Origin of the sequence: Clostridium sp. AM46-21 (genome assembly GCF_003480025.1) — a bacterium.
Lineage (GTDB): Bacteria > Bacillota > Clostridia > Lachnospirales > Lachnospiraceae > Coprococcus > Coprococcus ammoniilyticus.
This window is the reverse complement of the sequence record NZ_QUIB01000007.1, coordinates 1-19,803: the sequence shown is the minus strand read 5'-3', so window position 1 is coordinate 19,803 and position 19,803 is coordinate 1. Positions and strand designations below refer to the sequence as shown.

Here is a 19,803-nt window from a genome sequence, read left to right as displayed (position 1 = left end):
CGTTGGGATATCTTAACTTACCAATACAGGGGCATTTGAGGTCGCCGGTCCTTAGATGGCGCATTAGCGGCATCTTAGTACCGTTGCAGACCTAACTGAGACCTTACCGAGGTTTATCCGAGGTTAGTTCGAAGTTACACAGCGGGAAAACGAGCGGAAGCGTCCCCTGATTGGTAATGTTAAAGGTATCCCATGCATATCAATGTATAATATAAAAAATTAATTTCATTATTTTCCGGTTATATCATAAAGTCAATGGACAAAATGTTTAAATTATCTAAAGGACACGCATATAAAAAAATTTTTTAATGTGTTAACAAATTCTATTGTCATGCCGACCGTTATATTGTAGAATATACATGAGGTTAGGGTTGGATTCTTGTAGAATTTATTTTGTGCTGAATTTTGAAATAATATTGAATGAAAGCATTCTTTTTTTTTCAGAAAGAATGCACATAGGAATGATACAGGAGGGACACAGACTATGACATCAGGTGAAGAATTATTAGAATTAAGAAAGTCTACAGGAATGAACAGACGCGAATTTGCTGAGTATTTCGAGATACCGTATAGAACTGTACAGGACTGGGAACTTGGAAATAGAAGAATGCCATACTATCTTCTTCGTCTTATGGTTTACAAAGTAGACAAAGAAAATCTTGCAAAGCAGGATTGATTCAGGTAATTATTTTTTAAACAGATGATGGGCGAATAGGTATTGAAAAATCACGGGCATGTTATGTGTCCGTGATTTTTTAAGAAAAACAGAAAATAAAGCACACAAAACAGGGAGTAGAAACAGTGGCAAAGCAGTACGTGATGATCAATGACATAATCGAAGAACATAATGCGAGAATGTATAACTTAAGAAAATACTACCCGTTTTTTGTGTTATCGGAAACTGCATTTACACAGTACAGGGATGGACGATATAACAGTCTGGATATGGGATATATCACCATGGCGGTACTGCGTTTTTTTATTGAGGAAAACAACTTCAACGAGAGGGACATCACATATCCCCAGTGTGAAGCATTTATAAAAGAGCTACTGATCCGTGATTTCGATATTGAGATCGAGGACGAGGATATGGCAGACCTGATCTTATATATATTTGACAAGATCAGAAATGATGGAAAAGCATTTGAATTTACATTTTACGATCCGGGTAAGAAGCAGAAGAAGACCGGGCGTGTCAGACTGATCGACAGCCGAATCACGGATGGAAAAGTGCTCTATTACATAACTGCGGATGGGATAGAATTCTATCTTGATACCAAGGAGATCAAGGACGAGAGCAAGATCAATGTAGAACAGGTTTTGCTTGAGAAGATGATCACCGGAGAGAATTTCAAGGGAGGTATCGAGGTTGTCAAGCGGATCAACAGCGAAGTGAACCGGCTTGTAAGAGAAAAAGACGATATCGTAGATCTGCTTTCTTACGATGTATTTGCTGGGGCAGAAGCTTATGAGAAATATATGAAGACGGTTGGCAAATGGTTTTCCGAGGAACAGAAATTATTTGCGAAGAACAAGGCACTGGTCGATAAGGCAGTTGCGAAAGCGAACTTTGACCATCTGACAAAAGGTTCTACGTTGTTGGATGAGATCAGTCAGTTGGAGCTGGAATTGAAGAAGACCATATTAAAGCATGGAAATCTGATCAACAGCACCATGGAATTACAGAATATATCGGACAACATTATTCAGAAGGCGAAGTTAAAGCGTCTGCGTCCGGTATTTGATTTTGAAAAGGAATTACAGAAGATGATCAGGGAGGATCGGCCGGATAAGATGGGCATGATTCTTGCTCCTTTATTTGCACCGGCGATCACGAAGTCGTTCTCGATGACATCGATCGACAATCTTCTTACGCTCAAATCAGAGGATGAGGCGAAGATGGTGACAGCAAAGAAAGAAGATGTAAATGCGAACTTCCGTTACGAGGACGAGATTGAAGAAGAACGCTCCGGCAGAAACTATGGCAAGTTATTCTTTGAACTGATGGATGTGCTTGCCCGCTGGAAGAAGCTCAGCCTGAAAGAATTCAACGGATTCCTAGAGATACGATTTGGAAAAGAAATCTATGAGAATGCCGATTATTACGCATTCCTTACCCATCTGGCACAGAAGAAGGAATATGATATCAGCCGGATATTAAAGAAGCAGGATACCATGCTTGAAAAGCTGGTAGTTGACAGTATTCGGGAATATCAGAAGGTGCGGGACAGCATCGGAGAGCAGCAGATACCACAGGCTACAGCCGACAGCATTTCAACTGTAAGCGTACCGGATATTTATTCGGAAGATGCTTATGCTCCGGATATCTCATTTGAGCCATACAAAGATATGCGCTTCACGCTGACCTTTGACAGCACTGAGGAGATCCCGGTTGGAGCAGATATGTATGTTACGAACATAATATTTGAATTGCAATAAAAATACATGTGAGGAAAAAAGATGGACAGCAGAAATTTGGATAAGGCGATTGAGATCTACGCCAGACTGATACAGGGCGAAACGATCGCGAAAGCAAGCAGAGAAAACAGTGCTCTGTACGAAGATTATTATGGAAATGCAGAGGTCTACGAGATTGTAGGCAATCTGTTAAAGAAACTGAATCTGAGTATTTACGAATACAACGAAGCACTTTATATCACTCCGGGTGAAGGCAACCGGGTATTTGGTTATACAAATGACGATATGAAGCGCATACTTGGACTGCGGCTGAATAAAGAATTGTTCCTGTGCTATTTCCTCATGTATGTGATCCTGCTGTATTTTTATAAAGATTCCGGAAGCTATCAGTTCCGTGAATTTATCAAGCCGGAAAAGGTGATCGAAGAGGCGGACAAATATCTGGCAGATGTGACGAAGCGGTTGTCTGTATTTTCCGCAGAGGATGTCGGGGCAGAGAGCTTTAAAGCGGTTGGGCTGCTGTGGGATGAGCTTCCGGCAGTCAGTCATGCAGTCTATGACGGAGAAAAGACGAAGGCGTCAAAGGCATCCAAATCCGGTTATGTGAAGCTGACATTTAACTTTATGGTCAGCCAGAAATTATTTGTCGAGAACGAAGAACGCTACTATCCGACCGATCGGTTCAAGGCGTTATGTGAGAATTATTTTGAAGAATACAGGGGACGTCTGTATCAGCTGCTTGGAGGTGAAGAGGATGCCGTGCATTAACCGAATACGAGTAAATAATGTAAAATACAACTTTGGTACACAGCAGTACGATGATTTTTCGATGCGTATGTATGGCAAGAACACGCTTTATGACCTTGCAAACGGTGGAGGAAAGAGTGTGCTGATGCTTCTTCTGCTTCAGAATCTGATACCGAATTGTACGTTAGATGATAAGCAGCCGATCGAGAAATTATTCCGGAATGGTGGCGGCAATACGACTATTCATTCCCTGATCGAATGGAAATTAGACGATGCGGATATCAAGGATGGATACCGCTACATGACGACCGGCTTCTGTGCCAGGAAAGCAAAGGAATCCGATGAGGGAGCATCACAGGACGGACAGACGGCGGCGATCGAGTATTTCAATTACTGCATTTTCTATCGGGATTATAATAAGAACGATATCATTAATCTTCCATTGTCAAATGGTAATGAAAGAATTACATACAGTGGTCTAAAATCCTACATTAAGGAGCTTGGACATAAGGATATGAGCCTTGAAGTGCGCTTATTTGAGCGGAAAGGGGAGTACCAGCGGTTCATCAGCGAATATGGTCTGCATGAGAGCCACTGGGAGATCATCCGTGGAATCAATAAGACAGAGGGTCATGTCCGTACTTATTTTGAGACGAATTATAAGACGACCAGAAAAGTAGTAGAAGATCTGCTGATCGAGGAGATCATAGAGAAAGCATTTCTGACCCGTACCGGTAGGGATGGGGATGAGAGCACGATGGCAGAAACGCTGCTTGATATTAAGGATAAATTGAACGTGCTGGCACAGAAGAAACGGGATATCGCGAACTTCGATCATCAGATCGAGCTGATCAATGTCCTGCAGGCAAAGGTCAATTCCTGTATTAACCAGTACGAGGCACACGAAGATATCACAAGGCAGCTTGCGGATATCTATGTGACGGGAAAAGAACTGACATCGAGAGAAAATGAACATCTGGAAGAACTGCTTGTGGCAAAACAGACTGCATTTGAACAGAAGGAAAGCCAGAAGAAGCGGTTGGAGAATCTGAAGATCACCAGAGATGGTTTCCGTCTGCAGGAGCTCCGGGATAAGTCAGAACAGTTAAATGCAAATCTTGCTGAAAATGAACGACAGGTATCGGCATTAAAGCAGGATATGAATATGAAAGAAAGTATCAATGATTATCTGGGTTATCTGGAAGACAGAAAACAGTTATCCGAGAATCAGAAGATCATCGATCATATCTTACAGAATACCGGGGCAGACCGTGAGAAAATGACGGTCTATGCCTATAACAGAAAGCTTCGGGATGATGCGCGTTTGAAAGAGCTTCTTCTGGCAAAGGAAGAGGTCGAACAGTCGCATGAGTATGCAGTGAAAGAGGCTGATTACTGCATGAAATGTATCAAAGAGGGCGAGATCGATCTGGCTGTATCCGGGGATAATCGGAAAGCGGCTTCGGACAAATTACAGTCCTTAAATAACAAGATATCCGAGCTGACCTCACAGGTTGCCCTGCTTGTTGTGTCGGATGCGGCAAACGTGATCGAAGCATCCGAAGAAAAGGCAGCAGAATTTGAGGCATCCTTACAGGCACTTGCAGAGAGCATACGGGAAGATCAGGAGCAGGTATTTGAAGACCGTTACCGGTTGTCACTTGCGGAAAACAGTCTGGAAACACTGGAAAAAGAATATGAGACAAGCCATCTGGATGCAGAGGAATATCGTCAGGCAGCTAAGAAGTTAGAAAGCATTATGGCGGTATATAGTGTAGAGAAAGCAGAAGAAATCATAGATGCGATCAATGCAAGAATCACAGGAACGCTGACCGAGACGGTCATCAGAAAACAGGAGATTGACCGACAGCTTGCAAGACGCAAATATCTGGAATCCGGACGTTTATTCGGACCGAGTGCAGGAGCATCGGCAGTTATTGATTATATCGTGACCAGACATGGACATATGGCGATGCACGGAGCTGATTATCTGGCAGCACTTAAGCCGGAGCAGCGGACGGAGATCTTGAAGAAAAACAGGGCACTTCCGTATGGAGTAGTCGTGAAGAATTTCGCTGATATTGCAGAGGATATCAATCTGGATTCGATTCAGACAGACAATGAAATGGTTTTGATCTACGATATGGATGACCTGTCTGAAAAGGCAGTTACCATAAACGAAAATGCCGTTATGGTCTGCAGAAAAGGAGAATATTTTACAGATGATGAGATTCTGAAATCGTTAAAGGAAGAACTGACGATCCAGATCCGTGGCCTTGAGGATGAGATATCCATGATCGATGAGAAGCTTGCGACCTACCGGGAAGATCTGGCATTTGTCAGTCATCTGGCAGATGAGAGGCACCTGGATGCGGCGGATATCGAACGAAAGCTGAATCAGGATCTGTTAAATAAAAAGGATGAGATTCGTGAGCTTCAGGATCGCATAGCAGAACGGACAAGCCGGATCGCGCATCAGAAAGAAGATGAGGCATCCGTAAAAGAAAAGCTGCATGAGCTGGAGGAAGACAAATCAATCCTGCTTCGTATTAAGGAGCTTTCTGATCTGGCAGTTGAGGAAGAAGCCCGTTATACGGAGAATGTTCAGAAAGAACAGCGGATCACAGGACAGATCGAGGAGCTGAAGCGGGATGCAGTCAGATGGAATACAACTGTGAGCGAGACGGAGGCACGGATGCTTGCGATCGCAAACAGTATTCAGGATATACAGGATAAATGGCAGAATTACTTCAAACCTTATTACCTGGAGGATGGCAAAGTGGATGTGTCACTGGATCCAAAGCAGAAGATTCAGGTGGCACTTGGACAGGAAACGGAAGATGTATCCAGACGGGATATCGAGATCCTTACGATCTCTGATGAAGTGCTGGAGACAGAATTTATGGCGATGTATGCAGTAGCAAATAAAAATGCACCGGATGTAGAGGATAAGAAGAAGTTGGTTCAGGCATTGTCACAGTCAATGGATCGTATCCTGCATACGATTGAGAAGCGTGGCGTGAAACTTTCGGATCTGGAAGCACAGACACAGTTATTTGCCACATCTGAACAGCAGTTACAGGCACTTTCTGATGAATTGATGCGTCTGGAACTGGTATCAGCATCCATGGCGGAAGAACTGAAGAATGTATCAAAGGCTTCCGGCAGATTGGAAGGAAATATCGAATATGCGGTTGCCAGTCTGAAAAAGACTTATGGTGAAGATGCATATGCAGAAGAACAGATTTCTCTAAGTGAAGCAGAGCAGGCGATCGCACAGGGCGATCAGATCCTTGCTGAGCTGGAACAGAGTTATAAGAAGACAGCAGAGGAATATGAGACCTGTAACAAAGAGCAGGGCTATATGATCGAGCTTTATAAAGATGTAAAACGTATCGTAGATACAAATGACATCAATGTAGAAAATGGTAAGCTGTTAGAAGCTGGGAAAGAGGAGTTGCGACAGGCATTTGAGACCAGTTTGTTACGATATGACAGAAGCCGCAAGAATCTGGAAAAGACAAGAAATGAACTGATGCGGTTCAAGGGACAGACAGCGGAAGCACTCAGTGAAATGGGTGTATTCGAGATGGCAGAAACGATCCGCAGAGATGTCATCATACCTGAAAACTACTATGATGCAAAGGCGTTACTTGAAAGCCTGTTACAGATCATTTCCTATATCGATCTGGAAAAGGAAAGAGTGGAAAAAGGAATCGAAGATATGGTTGCGATCAAGGAGAATTTTTGCAGTCAGTGTTTACAGCGTTGTATGGATGTAAAGACCGAGCTTGAGAAGCTTCCAAAATTATCGAAGATCACCGTTGGAGAAGAAGTCATCCGTATGGTTGATCTGACGATCCCATATGTGAAAGAAGAATTCCTTGCACAGCGTATGTCTGATTATATTGACGATATCGTAAAGGGCGCAGATGCCTATGAGGATGAGAGGAAGCGTGTCCGTTATATCCGTGACTGTCTTGCATTGAAGCGGTTATTTGGCGTAATGGTCACAGACATGAATGCGATCAAGCTGAAACTATATAAGAGAGAGCGTATCAAGGAGCAGAGCCGGTATCTTCGTTATGAAGAAGCGGTTGGTAGTACCGGACAGTCACAGGGTATCTACATTCAGTTCCTGGTTGCGATCATCAATTATATTGCAGGTATGTATTCTTATGGCGCGGAGGGTGAGATCTCTACAAAGACGATCTTTATTGATAACCCATTTGGCGCGGCAAAGGATGTATATATCTGGGAGCCGATCTTTGCCATGCTTGCAGCTAATCATGTGCAGTTGATCGTTCCTGCCCGTGGCGCAACTCCGGCGATCACCGGCAAATTTGATGTGAACTACGTTCTTGGTCAGCAGATGGTCGGTAACCGCCAGCAGACGGTTGTTGTCGATTACACCAGCAAGACCTCGCAGGAGGAACTGGAATATCAGGACATCACCTACCAGCAGGCAACCTTTGACTTTATATAAGGTGTTATACCGTACAAACAAATGCCGAACATACCATTTGTTACGCAAAACACTTGCGTTCGATTCTCACGCAGCGGTACTAAACTCACTGCTTAAGCAGTGAGTTTAGTACCGGCGTTCGAATAGGTTTGCTACACAAAGGTATGTTCGGCATTTGTTCTGATATGATTGTCAAACAGATCTATAACCCCAAAAGCAGGTATAGAACCAAAATGTTAGAATTGTTTTACAATAGCCCCATGCATATTATAGTCTGTAAGCTTTTTCTGCATTTACGCAAAACACTTGCGTTCGAATAGGTTTACTGGTGGTAGTAGCTCAAGAAATCAGCAATTCTTCCCATAGCGGTTTTAAGCTGCACGATATTTGGCAGATATACGATACGGAAATGATCCGGGTCTGTACAGTTGAAGCCGGTACCACAGGTGATCAGGATCTTCTTCTCACGGAGAAGATCAAGGGCAAACTTCTCATCATCCTTGATATGGAACTTCTCCTGATCCAGTTTCGGGAATATGTAGAAAGAAGCTTTTGGTTTCACAACGGATACACCGGGAATGTCACAGAGGGCATTGTAGATATATTCACGCTGTTCGTAGATTCGTCCGCCCGGAAGCAGGAGTTCATCGGCACTCTGATAACCGCCCAGAGAAGTCTGAACGATACTCTGTGCAGGAACATTTGAACAAAGACGCATTGAAGACAGAAGATTCAGACCTTCGATATAGCCTTTTACATGATCCTTTCTGCCGCATAGACACATCCAGCCGATACGGTAACCGGCTACACGATGGGATTTGGACAGACCGTTGAAGCTGATCGTGAACACATCCGGTGCCAGAGATGCGAGTGCAACATGCTTTCTGCCATCCATAACCAGTCTGTCGTAGATTTCATCTGCAAACAGGATCAGGTCGAATTCTCTTGCAAGATCAACAATCTGTTCCAGAATCTCCTTTGGATATAAGGCACCTGTTGGGTTATTTGGATTGATCACGACGATACCCTTTGTATTTGGAGTGATCTTACTTCTCATATCATCGATATCCGGATACCAGTCACTCTGTTCATCACAAATATAGTGAACAGCAGTACCGCCTGCCAGTGTGACAGAAGCTGTCCATAATGGGTAATCAGGAGAAGGAACCAGAATCTCATCTCCATTATTTAAAAGTCCCTGCATAGACATGGTGATCAGTTCACTTACACCATTTCCGGTATAGATATCGTCAATTCCGACATTTGGAATATGCTTTAACTGGCAATACTGCATGATAGCCTTTCTTGCGGAGAATAAGCCCTTGGAATCGGAATATCCTTCGGTGTCTCTCAGATTGTAAGACATGTCTTTGATGACTTCATCCGGTGCGTGAAAACCAAATGGTGCAGGGTTTCCGATATTCAGTTTCAGAACATCAATGCCCGCTGCCTGCATGCGGTTTGCTTCGTCCATAACAGGACCTCTTATGTCATAACAAACGTTATCGAGTTTCGTTGATTTTTCGTATGTTCTCATGCGATATACCTCTCTTTATAAGAATTTATCCGGCTCCCAAAACCGGAAGTTAAGCAACCTTAAGAATCCATTCTTGTACAGGAAACTGTTGTTATGGGAATTTGCCGGACTTTATAAGATGACAATAAAAAAGCCCAAGCAAATAAATTTTGCTTAGGGCGAACTTATTATTTTTATAGTCCGTGTTACCACCTAACTTCAGGAAAAACTTCCTGCACTCTGTACGGCCAGATCTCTTAACCGCTGTTCCTGTAACGTGGAACCTTCCGTTGACTGCTAATCTAAAACCTATTTCGCAATCACAGCTCGGGGACTGCTTCCTTAAGATGTTCTACAGGCTCACACCAGCCGCCTGCTCTCTGAAGTAACACTTGCTTAAGTACTCCTTCCTGTCATAGCCTTTGATTTTTCTAAAAGTCTAGCACTGCACAGGGGAAAAGTCAACTTAAATTTTGTCAAGAATTATCATTAGCAAAATGAAAACCAGCTACAATAAAATCTCAAGAATAGTGTAGCTGGTTCTTCTGTTGATTATGATCGTATATCAAAGAATCAGATAAGAAAAGAATCAGAATAATAAAATGCATAGGTTGCAATGTAACTGTTAATAGGTTTTTACCTTACATTTATAGAGCTTGTGTCCGGCGATCGCATAGATATAAGCAGTACCTTTTTTCTTTGCTTTTACCACACCCTTAGAGGAAACGGTTGCAACTTTTTTATTGCTGGATACCCAGATCACACGTTTTTTGTTGTTTTTTAATTTTAAGGTAGTTTTTTTATTGACCTTTAATGAGAGGACGGACTTGCTCATTTTTGGTGCAGGCTTTGCCGGTGATACGAGCTGGATATCAACCTTGGCAGCGAGCAGTTTATCATCATAATAAGAAGAGTCTCCTTCGATATAGAAATAGATTTTTTCACCCTTTTTCAGATTATAATTTTTAAATAATACATATTCGGTTGGATGTATAGTATTGAAATATCCGGAAGCTTCTATTTCGGCAAGATCTTCGTCTAGTATGTGGAAGGAGCTATATGCTTCACCATTATTTGTAATATAAAATTGATATTTTCCGGCTTCCGGAGCAGTAAAGCAGCCCAGCAAAGTATCTTCACTCGTATAATAGTTGTTATAGGTTAACTGATTCTTACCTATCGTCAGTGCCTTTGATTTTGTCATAATAGTTGGTTCTTTTGCATAGCTGGTTGCCGGGAGCGCAGCGACGCCTAGTATAGCGATCAGGAAGACTGCTATGAGTTTTTTCATGATTCCTGTTTTTTTCATTATGTTCTCTCCTTTTTTCAGATTCTGACTACTTTTCGTTATCTGATGTTTGATCTTATCTTATGATAGCAAAATCAAAAATAAAATGCAATACAAAATGTAATGCAATAAGCAATGCTATTTAGCTCGATTTTTGCAATATTATTATATGAGGAGGGTTGATAATATGGCATTTCAGTTAAAAACAAATCGAAAAGAAACGGAGAACAAGACAATCCGCTTTCCGGTTCAGTTGATCGAGCAGATCGATCAGGTGATTGGGAATCAGGATGTTACTTTTTCCAGTTTCGTGATTCAGGCATGTGAATATGCATTGGAAAATATGGACGTAGACGCAGGACAAAAGAAATAAATATAGGTATAAATTATATGAAATATCAGGTTTGTAATTGGATTCATATTACATAGCCATATAATTATGAGTACATAAAAGTATGGTACAAAACATGAATTGTATAAATAACATATACAATTAGCTCTACAACTAAATATATACTTGCAAAAAGACAAAATAAATGTAATAAAATGATTAAATTGTCAAAAAATAATGTTGACAAAATGGGTATTATCACATATAATAAAGATACATTAAAGAACGGTCATCAAACAGATGCCACCTGGATAAACAGATCGAGGTCCGGTACACGGAAACTGGTCAAAAGTAAAAGGTGTTTTCCAGAAGTTCAAGGAAGGAGGAGATTCCGTTGGATACAATTGAAGAACAGTTTTATCGTAGCAGCATACATGATTGGGAAGTTGTTTCCACACGGGATGCCTTATCGATATAACTTGAAACAAGTCCCCACACAGATGCCGGTTCGGCATAGATTGAAGTATCGGGACGTAGGTATTAGATTACCGGTTATGTTCTGCTAGGATTGTTCAAAACACAAGATATAGGTAGTGTTTCAAGGGCATTAGGCTATATCACATAGACGCTTAGAAGTTGTTGGAAGGATTGGTACAACATAGTATCTGTTCAGGCAGTGACTGTTACAGATGCCACTTGTTTAGATTCGTTATAAGCAGGAGTTTATATAATATGTACCATTGCGGTATAACATTTCACATCTTTTGAAATATTGTACCATACATCTAAAATTTGAATGATGCAGTTGCATCGGGAGCATACATAATTGCTCATCCTTCAGTAGAATTTATTTATAGATTTTATATAAAATGGCGTTTTATATGGCGGGTGTGGAAACCTCGAATATTTACAGAATACTTCGACAATAATCTAAAATTAAATACATACAAAGACCCAGGTGCTTATGCATCTGGGTTTTTGTATGTATTTAAATTGATCCGGTTTCAAATATTTTAAAACTTTTAGTTCACATGATCTGTCATATAAATAGCGGCAGAAAATTTGTAAGTGGATTTTGCAAAATAAACAGTGTAGCCGCTTGCGTTTGTTTTTGCAAACGACTATATTAAATATTAGAGAAAGCGAAAGCTGAAAGACCTGCATAAGGACATTTTATTACAAAGAAGAGGAGACGAGAAAATGGCTACAAATGAAAACAATAATGTTCAGGAAACGACCGGACAGACCCAGAACACGGCAACAGCGACACAGACGCAGCCGAATACAGCTGCAGCACAGAATGTGTATGGAGCACAGCAGGGCTATACATATGGAGCATATGATACGAATGCACAGAATAATGCATACTATCAGCAGAATGCCTATTATAACAATGCACAGGCAAATCCATATAATACAAATTATTATACGCAGATGTCACAGCAGACGACATCGTCGGAGAACAATTATTACAATAGTCAGGTATCCGGAGATGTATTTGACGAGGTATTCGTTGAAAAAGGTGAAACGCCGGTTGCAACATTAAGCAATGGCATGGTTCTGAATCTGATTTCGGGTGAGGGGTTAAAAAATGAGCAGGCAGTACTTACAGATAAACGATTATATTACAATCACCGGGAAGGACTGATCAACCGGATATCTACAAGAGAGATTGTAGATGCAGCAGATATTACCGGTACAAAGATAACAGATAACAAGCCATATTCCATTCTGATCGTTGCGATACTGATTCTGATCGGTTCGATCATAGGAGCTTCATCAGCCGATGATGGCAGTATATTGGCAAGTGGTATCATTGTTGCAATTATATTCCTGATCACATTCCTTGTTTTGATCAAGAAATGGCTAGTGATCGAATATGCAGGTGGACGCATCAGACTTAGCGTAAAAAAATATGGTATGAATAACATTATTGCATTTCAGAAAGCTATCTACAGAGTAAAAACGGAAGTTAAGCAGCATTAATTAAAAAGGAGACAGTCAACCCATAGCAGGTGGGGTGACTGTCTCCTTTTTTTTCATACCGTCTGATCGGATGGAACAAAGATTGGAAAATCCGGGATATTATAAGAGAATACAGCCGTAATTATGATAAGGACGATCAGGAATATATAGCCGATGGCATATATCCATTTGGGGATCCGATGAAGTGGCAGCAGATGTATGGCACTTAAGAACTGCCCGGCAAGAATACCGATTCCATAGGCGGTCAAGTCGATCGCCATGCTGGTACGATCGAAGCCGCCGGATAAGACATAGTAGATGCTTACAATGATAAGATTGGCGATACAGATACCGGTTGAGATCATCAGGATAACTTTATGAATAGAAGGCTGATCGGGAATGTAGTGCAGTGCATAAAGAATCAACATGACGATCAGAGTCGGAAACAGGGTAAGCTTCAGATGCTCCCAGATACTTTCATTGATCGGAGCACACCAGGCAATGAGGCTGTTTTTTCCAAGAATATCATAAAGAAAATGCCAGATACTTCCGAGAATGACAATACAGATCGAAGAAAAGATACCCCAGATAAAAAAGTTATATTTGCCGGAATGATACATAAGAATGATTCTCCTTGTAAGATTTTCATAAAGCGCAGAAGCAGTTTTGTATTTAAAAATAGAATTATATTTTTACCATAATAATTAGCAGGATTCATTGATGCAGACTGCTTGTTTGTGCTATTATATCTATATATTATATTCCGTATAAACAGAATATATGCATGAACAGAAGCATGCAGAAATGCGGGCAGTCAAGCAGTCTGGCATAAGAAAATAATGAGAGATTAAAAGGAGAATGTATACAAATGGATTACAATAGCCTGAGCTTAAAGATGCATGAAGAAAATAAAGGAAAGGTTGAGGTCATTTCAAAGGTAAAGATCAAGGACAGAGATGATCTAAGTACAGCATATACACCGGGTGTTGCAGAGCCATGCAGAAAGATCCGTGACAATAAGGCTGATGTATATAAATATACATGTAAGGGCAATATGGTAGCGGTTGTTTCCGATGGAACTGCAGTTCTCGGACTTGGCGATATCGGACCGGAGGCTGCGATTCCTGTTATGGAAGGAAAAGCTATCCTGTTTAAGGAATTTGGCGGAGTAGATGCATTCCCTATTTGTCTTGATACAAAGGACGTAGATGAGATCGTAGAAACCGTAAAACGAATCGCTCCTGTATTTGGCGGTATCAATCTGGAGGATATATCAGCACCAAGATGTTTTGAGATTGAGAGAAGATTGAAGGAAGAACTGGACATCCCTGTATTCCATGATGACCAGCATGGAACAGCTATCGTTGTATCTGCAGGTCTGATCAATGCACTGAGGTTGGTAGGTAAAGACTTTGATAAGGCAAATGTTGTAATCAATGGTGCAGGCTCAGCCGGTATCTCTATCTGTAAGCTGCTTCTTCAGCTTGGCATCGGAAATGTAGTTCTGGTTGACAAGCAGGGTGCACTCTGTCCGGGTCAGGACTGGATGAATCCGGCACAGGCAGATATGGCAGAGATCACAAATAAAGACAGACAGACCGGAAATCTTGCAGAGATCATGAAGGGGAAGGATGTATTTATTGGAGTATCAGCACCGAATATCGTAACGGCAGAGATGGTAGCATCCATGGCAGCCGATCCTATCGTATTTGCTATGGCGAATCCGACACCGGAGATCATGCCCGAGGAAGCAAAGAAGGGTGGCGTTCGTGTTATGGCGACTGGACGTTCTGACTATCCAAATCAGATCAACAATGTTCTGGTTTTCCCTGGTATCTTCCGTGGCGCACTGGATGCAAAGGCTACAGGAATTACAGAGGAAATGAAGATGGCAGCAGCAAAAGCAATCGCATCAATTGTAACCGATGAAGAATTAAATGAAGAATATATTATTCCGGGTGCATTTGATGACAGAGTAGCAAAGGTGGTTGCCAAGGCAGTTGCGGATGAAGCACATAAGCTTGGTATAACAAAATAATAAAGGCTTGCAGAAATGTCCACTGGCAGAAATGTCGTGGTAATTCTTATAAGGTAAGCAGGTTTTGACAGAAAGGAGACCTAATATGACAGATGATTTTGTGACACTTACGATTGAGAAACAGAAGAATATTGCACTGATCGCACATGACAGCAAAAAGGCTGAGATGATCGAGTGGTGTAATGATAATAAGGACATACTGAAAAATCATTTTCTCTGCGGAACCGGAACAACAGCCCGGATGATCGCAGATAAGACAGGACTGCCGGTGCGAGGTTACAACAGCGGACCATTAGGCGGTGATCAGCAGATCGGTGCCAAGATCGTAGAGGGCAGAATCGACATGGTGATCTTCTTTTCGGATCCTCTGACAGCACAACCACATGATCCGGATGTAAAAGCGCTGCTTCGTATCGCGCAGGTGTATGATATTCCAATTGCAAATAACAAGTCGACTGCAGATTTTATGATCAATTCCAAATACATGGATCAGGAATACGATCATAAGGTGATCAATTTCAAGAAGAATATCAGACAACGTGCAGAAAGTCTGTAAACGGTATATCTTATAAATTTACAGGAAAGACAAACATATAAAAATAAAAACAGTGCCTGGTTTTAATACTGTCAGATTCACGGTGGATTCGTGGAAATGGTTGTATCGGTCAGGCACTGTTTTTGTATGCAGAAAAAAATGAAAAGAAAAAACGCTCTGCGCAAAAAACAATTTAGAAATTCTACTGTTGGTTAGAAAATGCTTCGTTGGTTTGTTCTATAAAAAGACAAATTTTGACAGAATACAAAAGAGAAGGTTGAAGCATATTAATCCGGAAAGCAATATGGAGAGAGATTAGTGAAGATTAACAGAACGTTTCTAGGACAACGGTTGAAAGAAGCAAGAAAGAAAAAAGGTCTTACCCAGCAACAGTTGGGAGAATTGACTGAACTCAGTGATAAATATATCAGCAGGATCGAAACAGGTAAGGCAGATATGTCACTGGATTGTTTTGTTGCATTGATCAATACGTTGGAGATATCTGCTGATTATGTTCTTCAGGACAGTTTGTATATGGATTATGAAATTGGGGATGACGAGAAGAAAAAACATATCTCATATCAGAGATTTGGGGCTGAGAAAACAGAACAGTTGTTATATATGCTTGATAAACTTACAGCAATGATGAAATAAGTACAAATTATATTATGGGGGGGAATATTATGATTCGGATTGCGGTTTGTGATGATGAGCAGCATGTTCTGGACGAGATCAGTCAGATGACAGCAACGTATATGAGAAACTGTAATTTCAATTTTCAGATTGATACATTTTGCAGTGGCGAGGAGCTGCTGATGGAGATCGACCAGAGCGGGATGTATCAGATCGTATTTCTGGATATTGAGCTGACGGAGATGAATGGGATCCGGGTGGCAGTACAGCTTCGGAAACAGTATCCATCTATGCTTCTTGTATTTGTGTCCGGGTACAGTGAATATTATCGGGCGGCCTTTGATGTCCAGCCATTTCAGTTTTTAGATAAACCGGTAAATGAACAGACCTTTCTTCCTTTGCTTGACAGAATTATATGTCATGTCAGAAACAATATGGAAATTCTTCCATTCTATTATAATCGCACGTATTACGCTATTAACATTGGAGATATTATTTATCTGGAGAGTAACCGCCGGGTGATCACGGCTGTTTGTGTCTCCGGAATATTTGAATTTTATGATAAACTTGAGAATCTGGAAAAATATCTGGAGGAGCACCAGCAGCATTTTGTCCGGATCCACAAATCCTATCTGGTCAATACCAGTCATATCAGGGAGCTTCGATACTCAGAAGTTATCATGAGTAATGGGATGGAGCTTGCCATCAGCAGAGACAATAAGAAATATGTCCGGGAATATTATATGGACTGGATCGGGGGAGCAGGCATTTGAGTTCTATTCTGTCGCTGGCATCTAATCTTTTTTATATCTGGACAATCCGGTTATTTGGAAGTTCTGGTTGTATATCCGGAAAATGCAGGAAAATAGCCGGGAAATCTCAATATCCATGGAAACAGGCGGCTGTTACAGGCATTTATCTGGCAGTGTTTATGATCGCTGCGGAAAAGCTTGTTTATCGTTATTTTATTATGGTTGGAAGCCATGCTGATGTTGGAAAAGAAACTTTTATAAGGCTTCAGATATCTGCTGTATCTATTTCAAGAATTATCCTTTTAGTATTTATAAAATTGAATATTCTGGCGTGGAGAATGCTGTGGAGAAGTCATCATGCAAATGTTGGTGCACCCGATATGGATGAGACTTGTCCGGATCCACTACTGGTCTTGCAGTATAAGGTGACGTTTGGAGATTTTGTGGAGGTATTTTGTGTTCCGGTAATAACTTTGGCATTGTTTACACATTTTCGGACGGCATGTGGAGGAAAACATTTTCCGACCATTGTACTGCTTCTGTATGCGGTCAATATATTATCCAGTAACCTGTATCGTCAGGAAAGAAATGGACAGATACGGGAAGTGAATGTCCGGACGATGCGTGCGGAAGCAGAACAGTATAAGGCATATAGTTTTTCTCTGGGAAAGGTCTGGCAGGAATTTCGGAAATTTCGTCATGACCTGAAGAAGCAATATATGCTGGAATGTGTGTATCTGGAAAATGGTCAATATGAGCTGCTGCATCAGGAATATGAAAAGGCACTGGCAGTTGTGGTGGCAAAGGAGGTGATTTCCGGGCATGTTCTGATCGATGCAATTTTGTCCTATAAAAAGCGGGAAGCATCCGAACGGGGAATTGAGATCACGACATGGATATCAGTGCCGATCGATCTTGCGATCAATGACCATCATTTGAATATGCTGCTTGGAAATATACTGGACAATGCCGTAAAATATACGATTCGTGGGGGAAAAATAGGGATCAAGATTTTATATGACAGGAGCAATCTTATGATCGTATGCAGGAATACGATCAAGGAAATGACGGTAAACAGCATACAGATCAGCGGGCCTGTCGGCGGGGCAGAAAAGCAAATACCCGGATTGCGTAACGGGCAGGTGGAGCGGAACCCGCATGGTCTGGGCCTCAGATTGTACAGGAAGTAGTGGCGTTTTATAATGGAACATTTGAAATAAAAAAGAGTGAGTTTGAGTATGTAGTGCGTGCTTTTTTGGAATTGCAATACCAAAAGTTACATTGAGACATGCTATTTATTACATCAACGGTTTTTCGCAGGTGATTTTTTGTATAGTGATGTTACGGGATATATGAAGGGATTCCGATAAACAAAAATGGAAGGAGGGTAGTGACAACATAAAAAAATAAACCAGAAAATTTATAAGATGTCAAAAATGGTGCAGGTCTGGAAGCGCAGCATATCGGGAGATTCGCTTAGCTGCTTCAGGTCTGCACTGTTTGTATGTATTAATTCAGACATAACGTTCAAATGTCAGATAGATCCTGCCTTTCCGGGTTTCATGTCCACAGCCTTTATAGATGAATTTGCCATATCCGCGGATGGACAGAGTATCCTCCGGTTTCAGGTTATAGCTGTTATTTTCAAGAATGCGATTGTTTAAAAATACTTTTTTTTCACGGAACAGGGCGACAGTCTGGCTTCTGGAGAGCTTCGTGATAGAAGCAATGGCAGCATCGATCCGTTCTGAGGCAGCAATGCACTGAAATTCTTCCAGTGTTGGTACAATATCCGGCAGGTCATCATCCGGGCAGATGATACAGCGGACATTGGTATGTTTGATGCGGGTAAGATTATCAGTGATGTAATCTGCGATCGAAGATACACAGAACACATAAGCGGTATTTCGTTTTCCGCTTCTGGAGGATTCTTTCATAACAATGTCACCGGTCATTTCACGTTCAATACCAAGGTTCATCAGAGAACCCAGAACGTCGCGGTGAGTCAGCTCGTCTGAAAATTTGTCCAGTAATGGTGTGATCTGAAGTATGGTGATCGGAAATGAAAGTTCATATCCGGTCATATCCTCTGATCCAAAGCGGATCATAACACGGTCACATCCTTCCCGGCCACCGAAAATCTGATATGGTACATGGTTGATGTCCGGCAGGATAGAATAGAAAATATCCAGATCGGATGCAGACAGAAAATTCGTAAAGGTATAGATATTCTTCTGATAGGCTTTATTTGCAAGATCCTTGAATCGTCCCTGTAATAATGCATCTGTATTCATGTGGTTTTCCTCCTGCGCGGCTGTGTTGTGTTCTTTCAATCTATGTAGAATGATAGGATTATTGGAACAATTTGTAAAGGGGGGAAAGAAATCTTAACTTTTTTGAAATATTCTTGACAAAATCTATACAAACGTATATATTGTGTAAAGCGTCTGGCGCGATAGAAGAGGATTCCGAATACGGGGTCAGTAAGATTGTGACAGACGTTATATATTTGCATAGTATTTTTTTCGAAAGATGAGGAGTTCAGTTTTGAGCTCCTTTTTCTTTATATCTGACGGAGAAATTAGGTATTGTTACATTCCGGATTTTATTTTTTAAGAAGAAAATATAAACGCTTCGCGATATAAAAAAGTATTCTGAACAAAAAATGGCATTTTTCACAATATTTTCAAATTTTTGCTGCTGTAAAAAATCGTAAAATGTCGAAAAGTATCGCACGCAAATCAAATTTTATTTGATTGAATTTGGCTGTTTGAGTAAAGAAATAGTAAATTTGACAAAATGAGATAGGCAAAATCCGTCAAAATATTCATAAAGCTATCATATATAGTAAAATTTGTGCAAAAAGAACCATAAAACCCGGAAAACTTTATTTATTATGCAATATTTACAAATTTGAATGAATTTGTTATCATAGCACCATAAGAGATGGACAGGAAATAAAAACGAACATCTTGAAAGAAGTTACTACAGTGTAGTAAGTTAAAAAAGACAATTACTTAACATTTGAATAGATATGATGGAGGATTCCCAATGCACGAATTCGTATAATCCCTATATTACGATGTAATGTACCCCATAACCCCCAAACCCCCCC

15 protein-coding genes and 1 other annotated feature are annotated in these 19,803 nt (G+C 41.0%); of the genes, 11 read left to right on the top strand and 4 right to left on the bottom strand.

The features are described from left to right. Positions 1 to 484 precede the first annotated feature (484 nt). The 4 genes from DW959_RS06155 (at position 485) to DW959_RS06140 (ending at position 7,651) form a co-directional block, all read left to right on the top strand. Positions 485 to 676, top strand: coding sequence for a transcriptional regulator (locus tag DW959_RS06155; protein WP_008402480.1), 192 nt, complete (start codon positions 485 to 487; stop codon positions 674 to 676). 125 nt (positions 677 to 801) lie between these two features. Next, complete coding sequence (locus DW959_RS06150) at positions 802 to 2,439, top strand: hypothetical protein (RefSeq protein ID WP_117822372.1); 1,638 nt, start codon at positions 802 to 804, stop codon at positions 2,437 to 2,439. 21 nt (positions 2,440 to 2,460) lie between these two features. Next, complete coding sequence (locus DW959_RS06145) at positions 2,461 to 3,186, top strand: DUF6063 family protein (RefSeq protein ID WP_008402483.1); 726 nt, start codon at positions 2,461 to 2,463, stop codon at positions 3,184 to 3,186. Further along, a complete protein-coding gene (locus DW959_RS06140) occupies positions 3,173 to 7,651 on the top strand; it encodes a hypothetical protein (protein ID WP_117822371.1) in 4,479 nt (1,492 codons plus the stop codon). The genes DW959_RS06145 and DW959_RS06140 overlap by 14 nt, the downstream gene beginning before the upstream one ends. A gap of 301 nt (positions 7,652 to 7,952) precedes the next feature. Here DW959_RS06140 and DW959_RS06135 read toward each other — a convergent pair whose 3' ends face one another. Together DW959_RS06135 and DW959_RS14280 are read right to left on the bottom strand one after the other, a co-directional pair. Then, positions 7,953 to 9,167, bottom strand: coding sequence for an aminotransferase class I/II-fold pyridoxal phosphate-dependent enzyme (locus tag DW959_RS06135; protein WP_021944668.1), 1,215 nt, complete (start codon positions 9,165 to 9,167; stop codon positions 7,953 to 7,955). Between the two features lie 151 nt (positions 9,168 to 9,318). Further along, positions 9,319 to 9,572, bottom strand: a binding site (T-box leader). A 199-nt stretch (positions 9,573 to 9,771) separates the two neighbouring features. Next, positions 9,772 to 10,455: an Ig-like domain-containing protein gene (locus DW959_RS14280; RefSeq protein ID WP_201815394.1), complete on the bottom strand. Its 684-nt coding sequence runs from the start codon at positions 10,453 to 10,455 to the stop codon at positions 9,772 to 9,774. 166 nt (positions 10,456 to 10,621) lie between these two features. Here DW959_RS14280 and DW959_RS06125 point away from each other — a divergent pair, with 166 nt between their 5' ends. Together DW959_RS06125 and DW959_RS06120 are read left to right on the top strand one after the other, a co-directional pair. Then, positions 10,622 to 10,807, top strand: coding sequence for a YlcI/YnfO family protein (locus tag DW959_RS06125; RefSeq protein ID WP_117822370.1), 186 nt, complete (start codon positions 10,622 to 10,624; stop codon positions 10,805 to 10,807). Between the two features lie 1,158 nt (positions 10,808 to 11,965). Continuing rightward, positions 11,966 to 12,751 carry a hypothetical protein gene (locus DW959_RS06120; protein ID WP_117822369.1) on the top strand — a complete coding sequence of 262 codons (786 nt, stop codon included), beginning with the start codon at positions 11,966 to 11,968 and terminating at the stop codon, positions 12,749 to 12,751. Positions 12,752 to 12,804: 53 nt separating this feature from the next. On the opposite strand, the gene DW959_RS06115 is transcribed toward DW959_RS06120, so the two are convergent. Then, on the bottom strand, positions 12,805 to 13,350 hold the full coding sequence (locus DW959_RS06115) for a DUF6512 family protein (protein WP_117808078.1): 546 nt from the start codon (positions 13,348 to 13,350) through the stop codon (positions 12,805 to 12,807). A 248-nt stretch (positions 13,351 to 13,598) separates the two neighbouring features. On the opposite strand from DW959_RS06115, the gene DW959_RS06110 reads away from it, so the two are divergent. From DW959_RS06110 to DW959_RS06090, 5 genes are all read left to right on the top strand, one after another. Then, positions 13,599 to 14,768 (top strand): NADP-dependent malic enzyme, encoded by a 1,170-nt coding sequence (locus DW959_RS06110; RefSeq protein ID WP_117808079.1) that lies wholly within the window; start codon positions 13,599 to 13,601, stop codon positions 14,766 to 14,768. 85 nt (positions 14,769 to 14,853) lie between these two features. Then, positions 14,854 to 15,324 carry a methylglyoxal synthase gene (locus tag DW959_RS06105; RefSeq protein ID WP_021944671.1) on the top strand — a complete coding sequence of 157 codons (471 nt, stop codon included), beginning with the start codon at positions 14,854 to 14,856 and terminating at the stop codon, positions 15,322 to 15,324. A gap of 297 nt (positions 15,325 to 15,621) precedes the next feature. Beyond that, positions 15,622 to 15,957: a helix-turn-helix transcriptional regulator gene (locus DW959_RS06100; RefSeq protein ID WP_021944672.1), complete on the top strand. Its 336-nt coding sequence runs from the start codon at positions 15,622 to 15,624 to the stop codon at positions 15,955 to 15,957. 29 nt (positions 15,958 to 15,986) lie between these two features. Continuing rightward, the gene (locus DW959_RS06095) at positions 15,987 to 16,709 is read left to right on the top strand and encodes a LytTR family DNA-binding domain-containing protein (RefSeq protein ID WP_173784027.1); all 723 of its coding nucleotides are present in this window, start codon (positions 15,987 to 15,989) and stop codon (positions 16,707 to 16,709) included. After that, on the top strand, positions 16,706 to 17,878 hold the full coding sequence (locus DW959_RS06090; RefSeq protein ID WP_118483086.1) for a GHKL domain-containing protein: 1,173 nt from the start codon (positions 16,706 to 16,708) through the stop codon (positions 17,876 to 17,878). The genes DW959_RS06095 and DW959_RS06090 overlap by 4 nt, the downstream gene beginning before the upstream one ends. Before the next feature lie 324 nt (positions 17,879 to 18,202). Here the strand turns inward: DW959_RS06090 and DW959_RS06085 are convergent, their stop codons facing one another. Continuing rightward, positions 18,203 to 18,982, bottom strand: a complete 780-nt coding sequence (locus tag DW959_RS06085) for a YlmH/Sll1252 family protein (RefSeq protein ID WP_118483088.1) — start codon at positions 18,980 to 18,982, stop codon at positions 18,203 to 18,205. Between the last annotated feature and the right edge of the window lie 821 nt (positions 18,983 to 19,803).